The following is a 15978-nucleotide window of genomic DNA, read 5'->3' as shown; positions in this document are numbered from 1 at the left end:
TAATTATTTTTTTGTTGTCTGAGAAGATATATTAAGCAGGATTCCCATTGCCGCTAAATTAATAACTAAGGCAGATCCACCACTGCTTATAAATGGTAAAGGGACTCCAGTTACAGGTATAGCACCCGTAACAACTGCAATATTTATCATAGCTTGGATTGCTATAACAGATGTAATGCCGACAGCGAGTAATGTACCATATACATCCTTTGCATGCATTGCTATTTTAATGCCTCTTTGTATTACAATTAAAAAAAGTATTATAATTATCACACATCCAATAAACCCTAACTCTTCACCTATAATGGAAAATATAAAATCGTTATATGGTTCCGGAATATAATAACATTTTTGCCTTGATTGTCCAAGTCCAACTCCAGTTATTCCGCCAGAACCTAGTGCATATAAAGATTGAATAGCTTGATATCCAGTAGTTTTAGGAGCTGACCACGGATTCATAAAATTTTTCAATCGTAGAAGTCTATATGGCTCAGCAAGTATAAAAATAAACCCTACTGGTATAAGTGATGATATTATAGCGCCAAGCTGCCATCCTTTTGCACCACCAACATAAATAACGATTATACTTACAACCATAATAACCGTTGCAATACTTAAGTTTTTTTCTAAATACACAAATCCAGCAAAAAAAGCTGCTACTAGTAAATAGACAAATACTGTAGGAAAAAATTTTTTAATCCTTTCCCCGTTCTTCTCTATCCCTCTTGCAAGTAAAAGCACTACTGCATATTTTGCGATTTCAGAAGGTTGAAGTGACAATGGTCCCACTTGTATCCATCTGCTTGCACCATTTATTGCTGGGAAAAGAAAAACCACACCTAGTAGACATATGGTAATCACAATTATAATATTAGTCACCTTTTTTAATTTATGATAATCTACTTTTTCAATAAAAAACAGTATTAATATTCCTAAAACAGCAAACATCCCCTGTTTTTTAAAGTTATACATATCATCATGTATTTTCGGGTCATTGAGATCAACATAGGAACTGGCACTATATACCATAACAACGCCAATAGCTAAAATTAAAAGCACAGTTGCAAGCAAAACAAAATCCACCTCTACTTTTTCAAAAAGTTTAGGCTTTTTCATAATATTCGTCACCTCCTGGTTTCCCCTTGTACGCTGAATAGCTGTTTCCAGCGCTCTGCATACTTAATAACAATCTAAAATGCCAAAAATGAAATAAGACATAATATAACTGTGGCAATAGAAAATACTGAAACTACTTTTGTTTCATGCCATCCAAGTTGTTCAAAATGATGATGTATAGGTGCCATTTTGAAGAATCTTTTCCTTGTAAGCTTATAATAATACACTTGTATAATTACTGACACAACTTCTAATACATACACTCCACCTACTATTATAACCAATAATGGTAATTTTAGTATCAAAGCAGTGCTTGCAACCGCTCCTCCTAGGGCTAAAGAACCTGTATCTCCCATAAATATTTGTGCAGGATATGCATTATATTTTAGGAACCCTAAAAGTGCTCCAGCCATTATTGAACAAAATATTGCAAGTTCATAATTGTGCCAAGCAAAACATACCATAGCAAAAAACGTCATTACAAGAAGCGTAATTGAGGTTGCAAGACCATCTAAACCATCAGTTAAATTCACTCCATTAGTTACGGCTACAAAATAGAACACCACTCCTAGAATGTACACTACAGGATTAAGCTCCAATGATATTTTTAAAAAAGGTATGTATATATCTGCTCCTATATTAAAATACGCATAAAATGCAATAACAAATGAAACTATAATCTGTAAAAGTGCTTTTTGTTTTGTAGTTAACCCTTCATTTTTCTTATGTATTATTTTAAGAGCGTCATCTAAAAATCCTATAGCTCCAAATGCTAAAAAACATAAGAAAGCGAATATAACATTTTTATCTTTTAAAATATTATTACTGTTCATTATTATCATAGTTATAGCCGTAGTAATTATAAAAATAATTCCACCCATCGTTGGCGTCCCAGCTTTTATCCTGTGACTCTTAGGTCCATCTTCTCTAATATTCTGCCCAAACTTCAATTTGTGAAGTATTGGAATTATAATTGGCCCTTGAAGCATAGAAATTAAAAATGCTACTAGAACGGAATATATCATTGCACTCATACTTATCTCTCCTATCTACTTGTTATCTTCTTTGATGTCCTTAACTATTTGTTCAAATTTCATAGCTCTTGATGCTTTAACTAAAATCACATCGTCTTTATTCAAAAAATTCTTGAGAAATTTAATTACATTTTCATTTGAATCAAAATTTTTCAATTTATCTTTGTCCGAAAATCCTTGCTCGTAAGCCAGTGAGAATTCTCCTAAAATAATTAAAAAATCTATTGAATTTTCTTTTGCATAAACTCCAACATCTACGTGAGCCTTAAAAGCTTCCTCCCCAAGTTCTCTCATACTTCCAAGTATAGCAATCTTACGCGTGCCTTTAACATTATGTAATACATCAATAGCTGCCCTCATGGAATCTGGACTTGCATTGTAGCAGTCATCAATAATTGTGTATTTTGATCCTCTTAATATATCTAGTCTCATGGAAGTCATTTGAAGCTTTTTTATACCACTATTCATTTCACTCCATGTCATTCCAAAGTTCCTTGCCGCCGCTATTGCAAGTAGTGCATTAAGCACATTATGTTTTCCTGGAGAATTTACCCTGAAATTTCTGAACACTACTTTCTCATCTTCAAGTATATCAAAAGTCACATAATCCTCACCTAAGCATATATTATAGGCTTTTAACTCAGCATTTATATTTGAACCACACCTAACAACATCATAGTTAATGTCTTTTATGCTAAGCTTCTCTAATAATTCATTGTCAGTATTTATTATAAGTTTAGACGATTTTATAAAATAATCTGTAATCTCAAGTTTTGCCTTTAAAATATTATCCCTTGTCTTTAAATTTTCTATATGAGATATTCCAATATTTGTTATGATAGCTATATCTGGTTTGGCAGTTTTTGCCATATTGTGTATCTCAAAAAAGTGGCTCATCCCCATTTCCAGTACTGCAATATCATAAGTGTTGTCTAAGTTAAATATAGTAAGTGGTAATCCAATTTCATTGTTAAAATTACCTTGGGTTTTGTATACTTTATATTTTTCACTTAAAATAGCATATGTCATATCTTTAGTAGAAGTTTTGCCCGTTGAACCTGTGATTCCAACTACTTTAATATTTAAAATACTTTTATAAAATTCAGCAAGATTTAGTAATGCCTTTCTAGTGTCTTCAACAACTATTATGGACACATCACTCGGCAAATCCGCTTCATTATATTTTATTTCATCTATAATGCACAAAGACGCTCCATTTTTTATTGCTTCAATAAGAAATTCATTAGCATTATATTTTTCACCCTTTATAGCAATAAAAATACTATTTTTTTTTACTTCTCTTGTGTCTATTGTTATATGATTAAATTTTTCCAGTTGACCATTTTGTAGCAATTTTCCATCTACCGCATTTAAAATATCCTTCAATGAAATGTATTCCAATTAAAACAGCTCCTTTAGTATTTCAGCAATAACTTCTCTCTCATCAAAATGAATCTTTCCTTCTTTTAATATTTGATAATCTTCGTGTCCCTTTCCTGCAATAACAATTACATCACCTTTTGTTGCTATAGTTATTGCTTTTTTTATTGCATCTTTTCTATTTTCAATAGTAAAATAATTTTCTTTTTTTGTTCCTTGTAATATCTCATTTATTATGTCCATGGGTTCTTCACTTCGTGGATTGTCTGAAGTTATTATTGCCACATCACTCATTTTTGTGCCTACATCACCCATAATTGGTCTCTTAGTATTATCTCTATCTCCACCACAACCAAATACACAGATAAGCTTATTTTTAGTAAATTCCCTCGCTGTTTTTAATATATTCAATAGTGCGTCAGGAGTATGTGCATAATCTATAATTATATCAAATCCCAAATTCATGCTTGCTTCATATGATTCACACCTTCCTGGTACAGCCTTAAGGGCTTCAAGTCCATCTTTTATCTGCTCAAGGCTAAAACCTTCTAGTAAGCATGCTGCTGCACTTCCAAGGGCATTATATGTGTTATATCTTCCTGGTATATTCAAATTAACATTCACATGTTTGCTTAAATAATTAATGTCAAACTCAATACCTCTTGAATGCACCTTTATATTTTCAGCTTTTAAATCTAACTTTCCATTAACTCCATAGGTTATTTTGTTATTATCCAAATCATCATATATCCGACTTCCATATTCATCATCCATATTAATTATAGAATTTTTGCTGTTTTTAAATAGTATAAGTTTTGCTCTATAATAATTTTCAAAAGTTTTGTGAAAATCCAAATGATCTTGAGTAAGGTTTGTGAAAATCCCCTCATTAAACTCTATTCCATAAACTCTACTTAGATATAATGAATGTGATGAAACCTCCATGACGCAGTATTCAACATTCTGCTCTACCATCTCATTAAATAGCTGAAAAAGTTCAAGTGACTCTGGTGTCGTTCTACTTGACATATATTTTTTCTCGCCAATATAATTAGCTATTGTACCTATAAGTCCTACTTTCTTGCCACTCGTCTCTAAAATTGACTTCATCATGAATGTGGCTGTAGTCTTTCCATTAGTTCCTGTTATTCCCATCATCTTTAGCTTTTTTTCTGGATGTCCATAGAAATTAGCTGCCATCAATGCTAGTGCCATCCTACTGTCATCTACTTTTATCAAAGTACAATTATCTATAGGTAGCAAATTTTTAGTACAAATTATTGCCTCTGCACCACTTTTAATAGCATTGTTAATATATTTGTGTCCATCTGTATTATAGCCTTCAATACATACGAATAAATCATCATTTATTAATTTTCTTGAATCATATTCGATTTTATTTATATCTAAATCATCACTTCCACAAATAATTTCATATGAAATTCCTTGAAGTATATTAACTAAATTCACATTACCACTCCTCTTTAAATAAGCACAATACTGTAACAGTATTGTGCTTTAGTCTCCTGTAATTTCTAAATCCAAATTAATAATAGTGCCCTTCTGAACTTTAGAACCTTCTGCAATATCTTGATCAGATACTATTCCATTTCCAGTAAACCGACAATTCAATCCCAAATTTTTAAGAATTTCACTTGCCTTATCTTTATTCATACCTGATAAATCTGGTACTTCTACATTACTATTATAATTAGGTGTGGTTCCAGTGTAAAGTATTACTTTTGTCCCTTCTTTCACCGTTGCTCCAGGAAGAGGCGTTATATCTGTTATATTCCCACCGCTTGGTACTTTATCAAAAGACAAATTATTATCTTTTAAAATCTTGTATGCATCTTCACTTTTCATTCCCCTTACGTTTGGAACAACTACATCATTAAGCATACTATTTTCAATATCGTCCTTAGATGCATCAGCCTTTATGTTAAGATAATTAAAAATATCACTAAACATCTGTTTTGCTACTGGAGTTGCTATTTGCCCAGCATAATAATTTGACGGGTCAGGTTCATCGATAGAAATAAGTACTGATATCTGTGGGTCATTTGCTGGTGCCATCCCGGCGAAGGAAGCTATATATTTTCCTGCCTCATAACCTCCTCCATTGGGATTCGGTTTTTGAGCTGTACCAGTCTTACCTGCTATATGATATCCATCTATATATGCTTTTTTACCGCCACCTTCAGATATTACTTTTTCCAAATATCCTCTAAGCTGCTCTGCGGTGCTTTTGTCCACAATTTGTTTTTCACCATAATCTTCATAAGTTTTATCTGTGATCTCATTATTATTTGAATCATAATGAACAATTTTTTTCATTATATGTGGTCTAACCCACACACCATTATTGGCAATTGCATTAAACGCACTTAGATATTGAACCATAGAAACGGTATTTGCTTGACCAAAAGCAATGGTTGCTAGATCTACGGGTCCTATTTTATTTGTAGGCTTAATTATTCCATTTGACTCTCCTGGTAAATCTACTCCTGTCTTTTGACCAAAACCAAATAACTTAATCCATTTGTTTAAATTAACAGCCCCAAGTCTTTGTCCAAGTATTGCAAAACCAACATTGCAAGAATTTTTAATTATATCTACAAATGTTTCTGCCCCATGTCCTGTTCTCTTCCAACAATGAATAATTTTTTTAGCAATTGTTATACTTCCACTACAGTTAAATTGATCATTTTCTTTTACAAGCTTTTCTTCCATTGCAGCAGTAGCCGTTACAACTTTAAATATTGAACCTGGCTCAAAGGCATCGCTAACTGCTCTATTTCTCCATTCCTTTTGAAGTTCATCAAAACTTTTACCTTTTTCCCAGGGATCATTTGGATTATAATCCGGCTTGTTTACCATTGCTAGTATTTCTCCATTTTTCGGGTTTTCAACTATAATTGAAACTGCTTTTGCTTTATTGTCTTTAAGTGCTTCATCTGCACTCTTTTCAGCAAATTCTTGAATCCCTTTATCTACAGTAAGTACAACATCATCACCATTTTCTGGCTTTGAAAATTCAGATACTGTATAATCTAAATTAGCACTATTTTTATCTATTTCTGCTATTCTTCTGCCTGGCATTCCAGCTAAATATTTGTCATATTGTAGCTCCACCCCAGTTAATCCTTTTCCATCAGAGTTTGTATGTCCAATTACTTGAGCTAAAAAATTATCATTAACATAATACCTTTTGGTGTCCGGTGAAATAATAATTCCATTAACTTTAAGACTTGCCACTTTATCAGCTACTTCCTTAGGCACCCTTCTAACAAGATTAGCTGATCCTGCTAGAGCACCACTTGGGAGTTTATAATTTAAAATTTTATTTATTTCTTCCTTAGTTTTACCTAAATCGTTAGCTAGCTTGCCCGAGAGTATATCCATGTTCATGGCTTTATTATTATGTAGATAGCTTCTTATGGAGTTTAAATCCAAATCTATCCTAAATACATTGCCACTGATTGCTAATTCTTTTTCATTTCTATCTAATATTCTTCCACGTTTTGCAGATATTTTAACCTCACTTGTCCACTGTTCAATAGCCATTTTTTTGTATTTTGATGATAAGATAACCTGAACATTAAATAGCCGCAAAATCAGTAGAGAAAAAACTATTATAAAAAAAATCAGTGCAAATACCAATCTTCTTTTTATAATAACCTTATCCCTATATTTTCTTGTGATCAACTAAGTTACCTCCAATAATTAATATATAACTAATTAATATTAATTATTTCAGCATAATATTCTCATTTATTTGTAATTGCGGCTATGATCTTATTAAAAAAAGATTGTTTATCTTTTGTATCATCTGAATTTTCGCTTGCAGTTAATGTCTGTTTATCATAATTCAATGAAACTTCCTGACTTTTATCTATTGGAACCATATTAAGTTTTGCAGCATTATCTTCAACAACTGAAACCCTATTATGTTGAACTAGCTGTAAACGCAAATTCTCATTATCCTTTTCAATATTTCCAGAATTAGAAGTACTCTTTATTAAAGTATTTTCCATAGCATATATTTCAGAATACCTGTAAATCAATGTAGATCCAAGAGAAAACAACAAAACTATACTTAGAATAACTAAACCTTGATTCTTTAATTTTAGCTGTTTTTTATGTCTTTGCTTTTCATTTTCGGCTCTTTTTAATTCACTATTATCTTTTTCTATTGGTTTCCGCTTAGGCTGTAATGCTGTGCTTCCGCTGTTTATGTAGTTTTTCTCTATAACCACCAATTATTTCACCCCTCAAATTTTTTCTGCAACTCGAAGTTTTGCACTTCTGCTTCTTGGATTTTCTTCTAATTCTTCTTCACTTGCATCAATGGGTTTTTTTGTTATTATTTTTATTTCAGCCGTTTTACCACAAATGCAGATTGGAAATTCTTTAGGACATTCACATGGATCCTGTAACTTTTTAAATTTAGTCTTTACAATTCTATCTTCTAAAGAATGAAATGAAATTATGTCCATTCTTCCACCCTTTTTAAGTCTTCTAATCCCGTCTTCAATAGTTTTGCTTAAAATTCCAAGTTCATTATTTACTTCTATACGAATAGCTTGAAAAGTTCTTTTAGCTGGATGTGGTCCATCCCTTCTAAATCTTGCAGGTATTGCATTCTTTATTATCTCCACTAGCTCTAATGTTGTATTTATTGGCCCTAGTTCTCTTCTTTCAACTACAAAACCAGCAATTCTTTTTGCAAATTTTTCCTCACCATAGTCTCTTATTACTTTATATAAGTCCACTTCATCATAATTATTCACCACATCAAACGCTGATTTGCTATCGTCTCTATTCATCCTCATATCAAGAGGTGCATCATGCATATAACTAAAGCCTCTTTCTGGTTGATCTAATTGATAACTTGACACACCAAGATCCATAAGTATTCCGTCAACCTTATCTATATTAAGCTCTTCAAGGATATTATCAATATTATAAAAATTGTCGTGTACATATGTAACATTTTTATAGCTATTCAGTTTTTCTTTTGCTGCGTTTATTGCGTCGCTATCCTGATCTATACCAATTAGCCTACCATTCTCACTTAATCTTTTTAATATTTCATAAGAATGACCAGCGCCACCCAAAGTGCAATCCACGTATATCCCATCTTTTTTTATATCTAAATTTTCCAGACATTCGTTAAGTAAAACAGACACATGTTTAAATTCCATTTTTCCACCTCTATATTAATAGTTCGCTCATTTTTTCTGCGATTTCATCCATATTTATATCTGATTCATTGTATTCTTTCCACTTTTCCTTGCTCCAAATTTCTACTCTAGTTGAAACTCCTATACTTATTATTTCCTTTGTGATAGATGCATATTCCAATAAATTTTGAGGAATTAAAGCTCTTCCCTGCTTGTCTACATTAATTTCATTGGCACCTGAAAAGAAAAATCTAACAAATGCTCTAGCATCTCTGTTTGTAAGTGGTAATTTACCAAGTTTTGCCTCAAGGTTTTTCCATTCGTTTATAGTATAAATATATAAGCATCCATCTAACCCTTTTGTTAATACAAAAGTATCTCCAAGTTCCTCCCTAAATTTTGAAGGAACTATAATTCTATTTTTATTATCCATGGCATGCTGATATTCTCCAATAAACATTTAATTCACCTCTTTGGTATTTTGCTCCATTCTGCTCCACTCTAATCCACTTTACACTACTTATTCTATAATTGACAGTAAAACTCCTCTTTTTTATTGAAAATTTTTTAATATTTTTGAACAAAACATTCAAAACACGATTTATTATCATATTTACCTGCTATTTTTTTGAAAACTTGTGTTTCTAAACCTATGTTTTAAAACCTAATCTTATAATCATTGAAATACATATTGTTCTAATGTATAATTAAATAGAATTTAGGCATCTTCAAAAAAATAACTAGTCAGTATGCTAGTCTATTTTCTTTCAGATGCATTATACAGAAAAAGAAAGGAATGTACATAATGAGATTAGGTATTGTAGGCCTACCAAATGTAGGAAAAAGTACATTGTTTAATGCAATTACAAAAGCAGGTGCTGAATCAGCCAACTATCCATTCTGCACCATTGAACCAAATATTGGTGTAGTTGATGTTCCTGACACGCGACTTGATGTTTTAGAAAAAATATATAATCCCAAACGTACCACCCATGCTAGTATTGAGTTTTATGATATAGCTGGTCTTGTAAAAGGAGCCAGTAAGGGAGAAGGTCTTGGAAACAAGTTTTTATCTCATATTAGAGAATCCTCAGCAATAGTTCATGTTGTAAGATGTTTCGAGGATGATAATATTATCCATGTGGAAGGTTCCGTTGACCCAATACGTGATATTGAGATAATTAGCTTAGAACTTATTTTTTCAGATTTAGAAGTTCTTGAAAGAAGAATGGAAAAAAGTATAAAACTATCCCACTCCGGTGACAAAAAAGCTATATTTGAACTTGGAGCAATGGAAAAAGTCAAAACACATTTAGAGGCAGGTAAACCTGTTAGATCTTTGGAACTTACTGATGACGAATCAGTATTTGTAAAAGATTTATTCCTTATTACTTCAAAACCAGTCCTTTACGCTGCAAATATTTCAGAAGATGATCTTATTTCTGGTAGTGGAGATAATGAATTAGTTAAAAAGGTAAAAGCACTTGCTGTTTCTGAGAATTCAGAAGTCATCACTGTTTGTGCTAGCCTTGAAGAACAATTAGCAGCTTTAAGTGAAGAGGAACAAAATGAAATGCTAGCTGAATATGGCTTAAATGAGTCTGGCCTTAATAAATTGATTCATTCTAGCTATAAATTACTTGGGCTTATGAGCTTTTTGACTGCTGGTACTGATGAGGTAAGAGCCTGGACAATTAAAAATGGAACAAAAGCACAAAAATCTGCTGGTAAAATACACAGTGATATTGAAAGAGGTTTCATTAGAGCTGAAATTGTTTCTTTTGATGATTTAGTTAATTGTGGTTCTGAATCTGCTGCAAAAGAAAAAGGTCTTTATAGGCTTGAAGGAAAAGAATACGTAATGCAAGATGGTGACATTGTAAACTTTAGGTTTAACGTTTAGGAAAATGTCACAATGTTCAGGTAATAAGTAAAATAAAAATGGGATGTAAATATTTTATTTACATCCCATTTTTATATATTTAAAAAGCATATATAATATGATATAATAAATCTGTAAATTTATATTGCATAAATGAAATATTTTATAAGCTTTTACATAAATCTAATAGAAAAGAGGAATCATACACATGGGTTTTAAAGATAAAATACAAAATTATTACGCAAAAAGTTATATGGACAAATATGGTGATAGACTTACACAAATTCAAGGTAATGTAGTCTCAATAAAGGTTGAGAGAAAATCAGTTTTATGGATATTTAACAAACTATTAGTTACATTAATAGTTAAACCTGATAGAAGCAAAAATGTTATCAAATGTATTTATAAAAAACATCGCTGGTTCAAAAAAATTGATTTTATAACTATAAATCAAGGACATCTTTTACTAATTCAAGGTTTAAAAGGAGTTAAGGGTAAAGGAAATAGTGAACTCATTGAAATCGTTAATATACGAAACATGACCACTAAAAAAGATTTAGTTTTTGTAGAAGGAAATACAACAAAGCCAGTTAAGCAAATACGAAAATACAGATAACCCTTGAAAAAGAAGTGACAAGCTTTAATAAACTGTTATAAGTTAAGAATGACAAGCTAAAAACCTCTCATAATTGCTTAATACCTTGTAACTAAAAGAGACCGTATATAGATTTGTGTAAATCAAATCTATATACGTTTTTTCCTTTATTAATTTTGTTACCAAGTGAAAACCTTCCTTATCTTCTCACTTGCTATTTGCTATTTTTTGTTTAAGTACAAATAAATACTATTAATGCCTGCAATAAAGCATGAAAAAAACAGGACAATTATCCATTGAAATAGGTTTAGTGGATCTGTGTGAAACACACCTCTTAAAAATGGAATATATATTACACTAACTAACATAGCTACAGAAATAGCTACTGCACAAACAAGATACATATTTGATAAAAACTTTATTTGAAAAATAGAATGTTTTTCCGATCTACATTCAAATACATGTATTAGCTGTGACATTATTAATGTGCCAAGTGCTAAAGTTCTACATGTCCTAAGTGGCATATTTAAAACTCCTCCTACTAAAAATGAAAGTACTGTACATATCCCGATTAAACTTCCTCTTATAAGTATCTTTTCCTTTAGCCCTCTTGCAAATATGCTTTCATCTTTATCCCTTGGCATTTCATCCATTACATCTTCATCCTTTGGATCAACCCCAAGAGCAATTGCCGGCAAACCATCTGTTGCCAGATTCACAAGTAATATTTGAATTGGTAGTAGTGGTGTATCCAAATACAATAATGAAGATAAAAACATTGTCAATACCTCTCCAAGATTGCAAGAAAGTAAATATCTTATAAATTTTCTAATATTATTATAAATCACCCTTCCCTCTTCTACTGCAGCTACTATTGTAGTAAAATTGTCATCAAGTAGTATCATTGCGCTTGCTTCTTTAGTTACATCTGTCCCAGATAAACCCATTGATATTCCAATATCAGCATTTTTTACAGCCGGAGCGTCATTGACACCATCCCCTGTCATTGCAACTATTTTATTTTTCCGTTTAAAAGTTCCAACTATCCTAAGCTTATGTTCCGGTGTTACTCTTGCAAATATTTTTATTCCATTTATTTTTGACAAGAGTTTGTCATCATCCAATTTATCCAATTCATCTCCTGTAATGACTTCTTTCCAATCTTTTGCTATACCCAGTTCTTTTCCTATTGCAAAAGCCGTATTTTTATGATCCCCAGTTATCATTACCACGTTGATACCAGCCTCATTGCATTTTAAAACAGATGCTTTTACTTCTTTTCTAGGTGGGTCTATCATTCCTGCAAAACCTAAAAACACAAGATTTTTTTCCTGATTGCCATTAACTAGCCCCGTATCTTTATATGCAGCTGCAATACATCTCAGTGCAGCACTTGACATATCGCTCAAAGCTGACTGCACTTTATTTTTATATTCCGCAGTTAATATCTTCTTTTCACCGTTAATATATATATATTTGCATCTTTCTAATACTCTTTCTGGTGCACCCTTTACATAAGAAGTTTTGTTCCCATGTTCATTCACTACAACAGACATCATTTTCCTATTTGAGTCGAATGGAACGTCACTAATTCTTTCTCCTGTTTTTAAAAATTCTTTTACCTCATTACCATTACTAAAAAATGCTTTAATTAATGCTGTTTCTGTAGGATCACCAATAAAACATTTATCAATATTTTTTTCTCTATAATTAACTTCAAAATCATTACAAAAAGTAAATGTCTTTTTTATCATATTTAATCTACTGTCTTTAAAATTTTTGTCGTTATATAGTCTATTATTATAATAGATAGACTTCACAGTCATCATATTTTTAGTAAGCGTACCTGTTTTATCACTACAAATCACCGAAGTGCACCCGAGTGTTTCCACTGCCGGCAATTTTCTTACCAATGCATTTCGTTTTAACATTCTAGATACTCCTAGTGCTAATGCAACAGTTACAATAGCTGGCAAACCTTCAGGAATAGCCGCTACTGCAAGACTTACACCAAGTAAAAACATTTCATATTTATCTTGACCTCTTATTATACCTAAGGCTGTTACTATAATACATATGAAAATGCATAAAAAAACTAATATTTTACCAAGCGTTGCTAGTTTTTCTTTCAGAGGGGATTTTTCTTGCTCTATATTTTGGAGTAAATTTGCTATTTTACCCATTTCTGTATGCATACCCGTTTCCACAACTCTAGCTTCCCCTTTACCTCGAAGAACAACTGTCCCCATGTAGATAGAATTATTTCTATTACTTGAGTCTTTACTAACACCTAAAGATTCACCTGTTAAAATTGATTCATCTATAGATATATTTGATGACTGAATAATTATTGCATCTGCTGGTATCTTATCTCCACTCTCAAATACAATTAAATCTCCTGGAACTAAACCCTCAGCATTTATTACCTGAATGTTATCATCTCTAATTACCTTTGTAGTTTGAGATGACATTTTTTTTAAGGCTTCCAATGACTTTTCTGTCCTATACTCTTGTATAAATCCCATAACAGCATTCATAATAACAATTATTATTATGGTTACCGCATCTGCTTTTTCTCCCATAAAACCAGATATAATTGTTGCTGCTATTAAAACCCATATAATAAAATCATTAAATTGTGAAATGAATATTTTTACAGGTGATATCTTTTTATTTTCCTTTAGTATATTCAATCCATATTTTTTCAAACGTTTGCTTGCTTCTAAACTGCTAAGCCCATTGTAAATTTCATTTTCATTAATCAATTTTTTCACCTCGCATTGGTAGTTAAAATATACTTGTCCTTCTTCCTTTATTCCTAATATATGTTTGCATATGTAACCATTATGAAAAAAATTTAACTCTTTCCTTTACTTTTATCCGTATAGATTATAAAATATAGTAAGACAAATTCTACTTAAACATGACATACTAAATGAAAATAGAATTATAAAGTTGTAAATATATTAAGTATTTTGACATTTTATTTAGTTTGAAATGCCTTAATTATTACAATTTTGATCTAATAAAAGGAGGACTTTTTATGAAAGACATAATTTATGTTACAGGACATAAGAACCCAGATTCTGATTCCATATGTGCTTCAATAGCATATGCAGAATTTAAAAATAAAGTTGGTGATTCAAAAGTAATTCCCCTAAGGCAAGGCGAACTAAGCCGTGAGACTCAGTTTATACTTGATTTTTGGGGCATAGAAAAGCCATTGCTTTTAACAACAATGAAACTTCAAGTTTCCGATTTGGAATTTGACAGAATTGCACCTGTGCAACCAGAAATATCACTTAAAATGGCATGGTCAATAATGAAAAAAAATAATGTGAAAACATTGTCCGTTGTTGATGATAATTCTAAATTAAAAGGAATCGTATCAGTTTCAAATTTAACATCAACCTACATGGATATTTGGGATAATACAATTCTGGCGAAATCAAATACTAAGATAGAGAATATATTAGATACGCTATCCGCAAAATCTATATTCTTAAATGAGCCTGATCCTAGTTTCCCAGGAAAAATTGTCATAGCCGCAATGCTTCCTAGTAGTGCCGAAGAACATATTGATGCTGGTGACGTAGTAATATGTGGTGATAGACAAGACACTCAATCTATGATTATAAATTCTAAAGCTTCTTTGATGATTGTGGCTGGAAACCATGCTGTAAGCGATGAAATAGTAGAAATGGCAAAAATTTCAGGTTGCTCTATTATTTCATCCCCCCATGATTCCTTCACTGCATCCAGGCTTATCGTTCAGAGCATTCCAATTAGCTATGTTATGGTATCTTCAGATATATTAAAATTTAGCACTACTGATTATGTGGACGATATAAAAGATGTTATGCTAAAAACTAGATTTAGAAGTTATCCAGTAGTAGATAATGACAATAAAGTAGTGGGTGGAGTTTCTAGATATCATCTGATTTCACAAAAAAAGAAAAAAGTTATTTTAGTTGATCATAACGAAAGATCTCAGTCCGTTGATGGACTTGAAGATGCAGAACTCTTAGAAATTATAGATCACCATAGACTTGGAGATATTCAAACAGGTTATCCAATTTATTTCAGAAACCAGCCTGTAGGAAGTTCTTGTACAATAATAGCTTCTATTTTCTTTGAAAATGGAATTAGACCATCAAAAAAAATTGCCGGTCTTTTAAGCGCTGCAATAATTTCTGATACTCTTATGTTTAGATCACCAACTACTACTCAAACAGATAGAGATATATTAAAAACATTAGCTGAAATAACTTGCATCGATCCTGAAGAGTTTGCTACTAAAATGTTTAAGGTAGGAACTTCTCTTGAAGGTAAGAGCGTAAGCGAAATATTTAATCAAGATTATAAAGTTTTTGCACTTTCAAAATTAAAAGCTGGTGTTTCTCAAGTAACTACAATGGATATAGATGGTTTTGATCCAATGAAATCCGAAATGTTAGATTATATGAATAAAAAAGCCAAAGATGAGAATTTTGATTTACTACTTTTACTCCTAACTGATATATTAAAAGGTGGTTCTCAGTTATTTGTAGCAGGTCCTAGCAAGGACTTAGTATCTAAGGCCTTTGCAGTAACACTTGTTAATGATTCAGCCTATGCTCCTGGATTACTTTCCAGAAAGAAACAAGTTATTCCACCATTAACTTCAGTTATACAAGAGCTGAATCAATAAAAAGAACGCAGGTAGATTTATGTAAATTAAATCTACCTGCGTTCTTTTTATTATTATAACAGCCGTCCCCCTATACAATGCCTATATAATAACAT

The 15978-nt window shown here is 31.6% G+C and carries 12 protein-coding genes; 3 read left to right on the top strand and 9 right to left on the bottom strand.

Features of this window, described 5'->3' with window-relative positions:
* Nucleotides 1-3: 3 nt before the first annotated feature.
* The 8 genes from ftsW to mraZ all read right to left on the bottom strand — a co-directional run bounded on the left by ftsW (nt 4) and on the right by mraZ (nt 9176).
* Nucleotides 4-1116: a putative lipid II flippase FtsW gene (gene ftsW, locus BR66_RS0101205; protein WP_026881281.1), complete on the bottom strand. Its 1113-nt coding sequence runs from the start codon at nt 1114-1116 to the stop codon at nt 4-6.
* Between the two features lie 74 nt (nt 1117-1190).
* On the bottom strand, nt 1191-2150 hold the full coding sequence (mraY, locus tag BR66_RS0101200) for a phospho-N-acetylmuramoyl-pentapeptide-transferase (protein WP_026881280.1): 960 nt from the start codon (nt 2148-2150) through the stop codon (nt 1191-1193).
* Between the two features lie 15 nt (nt 2151-2165).
* The gene (locus tag BR66_RS0101195) at nt 2166-3551 is read right to left on the bottom strand and encodes a UDP-N-acetylmuramoyl-tripeptide--D-alanyl-D-alanine ligase (RefSeq protein WP_026881279.1); all 1386 of its coding nucleotides are present in this window, start codon (nt 3549-3551) and stop codon (nt 2166-2168) included.
* The gene (locus BR66_RS0101190) at nt 3552-5000 is read right to left on the bottom strand and encodes a UDP-N-acetylmuramoyl-L-alanyl-D-glutamate--2,6-diaminopimelate ligase (protein WP_026881278.1); all 1449 of its coding nucleotides are present in this window, start codon (nt 4998-5000) and stop codon (nt 3552-3554) included.
* A 48-nt stretch (nt 5001-5048) separates the two neighbouring features.
* Nucleotides 5049-7238: a stage V sporulation protein D gene (locus BR66_RS0101185; protein ID WP_026881277.1), complete on the bottom strand. Its 2190-nt coding sequence runs from the start codon at nt 7236-7238 to the stop codon at nt 5049-5051.
* Nucleotides 7239-7300: 62 nt separating this feature from the next.
* Nucleotides 7301-7792 carry a hypothetical protein gene (locus tag BR66_RS0101180; RefSeq protein WP_026881276.1) on the bottom strand — a complete coding sequence of 164 codons (492 nt, stop codon included), beginning with the start codon at nt 7790-7792 and terminating at the stop codon, nt 7301-7303.
* A 12-nt stretch (nt 7793-7804) separates the two neighbouring features.
* Entirely contained in the window at nt 7805-8737 is a 933-nt protein-coding gene (gene rsmH / locus BR66_RS0101175) for a 16S rRNA (cytosine(1402)-N(4))-methyltransferase RsmH (protein WP_026881275.1), read from the bottom strand.
* Nucleotides 8738-8747: 10 nt separating this feature from the next.
* Nucleotides 8748-9176: a division/cell wall cluster transcriptional repressor MraZ gene (mraZ, locus tag BR66_RS0101170; RefSeq protein ID WP_026881274.1), complete on the bottom strand. Its 429-nt coding sequence runs from the start codon at nt 9174-9176 to the stop codon at nt 8748-8750.
* A gap of 345 nt (nt 9177-9521) precedes the next feature.
* Here mraZ and ychF point away from each other — a divergent pair, with 345 nt between their 5' ends.
* Together ychF and BR66_RS0101160 are read left to right on the top strand one after the other, a co-directional pair.
* On the top strand, nt 9522-10619 hold the full coding sequence (gene ychF / locus BR66_RS0101165) for a redox-regulated ATPase YchF (protein ID WP_026881273.1): 1098 nt from the start codon (nt 9522-9524) through the stop codon (nt 10617-10619).
* A gap of 187 nt (nt 10620-10806) precedes the next feature.
* Nucleotides 10807-11214: a hypothetical protein gene (locus BR66_RS0101160; RefSeq protein WP_026881272.1), complete on the top strand. Its 408-nt coding sequence runs from the start codon at nt 10807-10809 to the stop codon at nt 11212-11214.
* Between the two features lie 200 nt (nt 11215-11414).
* Here the strand turns inward: BR66_RS0101160 and BR66_RS0101155 are convergent, their stop codons facing one another.
* Nucleotides 11415-13955, bottom strand: coding sequence for a calcium-translocating P-type ATPase, PMCA-type (locus tag BR66_RS0101155; protein ID WP_026881271.1), 2541 nt, complete (start codon nt 13953-13955; stop codon nt 11415-11417).
* Between the two features lie 281 nt (nt 13956-14236).
* On the opposite strand from BR66_RS0101155, the gene BR66_RS0101150 reads away from it, so the two are divergent.
* Nucleotides 14237-15883: a putative manganese-dependent inorganic diphosphatase gene (locus tag BR66_RS0101150; protein WP_026881270.1), complete on the top strand. Its 1647-nt coding sequence runs from the start codon at nt 14237-14239 to the stop codon at nt 15881-15883.
* The last annotated feature ends 95 nt before the right edge of the window (nt 15884-15978 follow it).

Origin of the sequence: Clostridium akagii DSM 12554, assembly GCF_000686725.1 — a bacterium.
GTDB classification, from domain to species: Bacteria; Bacillota; Clostridia; order Clostridiales; family Clostridiaceae; genus Clostridium_I; species Clostridium_I akagii.
The sequence above is the reverse complement of the archived record's forward strand: the minus strand, read 5'-3'. Positions and strand labels throughout refer to the sequence as shown.

Excerpts from the sequence above, each read along its gene's own strand:
- BR66_RS0101150 (WP_026881270.1), top strand. The coding sequence starts at position 14,237 with ATGAAAGACATAATTTATGTTACAGGACATAAGAACCCAGATTCTGAT.
- mraY (WP_026881280.1), bottom strand. The coding sequence starts at position 2,150 with ATGAGTGCAATGATATATTCCGTTCTAGTAGCATTTTTAATTTCTATG.
- mraZ (WP_026881274.1), bottom strand. The coding sequence starts at position 9,176 with ATGTTTATTGGAGAATATCAGCATGCCATGGATAATAAAAATAGAATT.
- rsmH (WP_026881275.1), bottom strand. The coding sequence starts at position 8,737 with ATGGAATTTAAACATGTGTCTGTTTTACTTAACGAATGTCTGGAAAAT.
- ftsW (WP_026881281.1), bottom strand. The coding sequence starts at position 1,116 with ATGAAAAAGCCTAAACTTTTTGAAAAAGTAGAGGTGGATTTTGTTTTG.
- ychF (WP_026881273.1), top strand. The coding sequence starts at position 9,522 with ATGAGATTAGGTATTGTAGGCCTACCAAATGTAGGAAAAAGTACATTG.
- BR66_RS0101160 (WP_026881272.1), top strand. The coding sequence starts at position 10,807 with ATGGGTTTTAAAGATAAAATACAAAATTATTACGCAAAAAGTTATATG.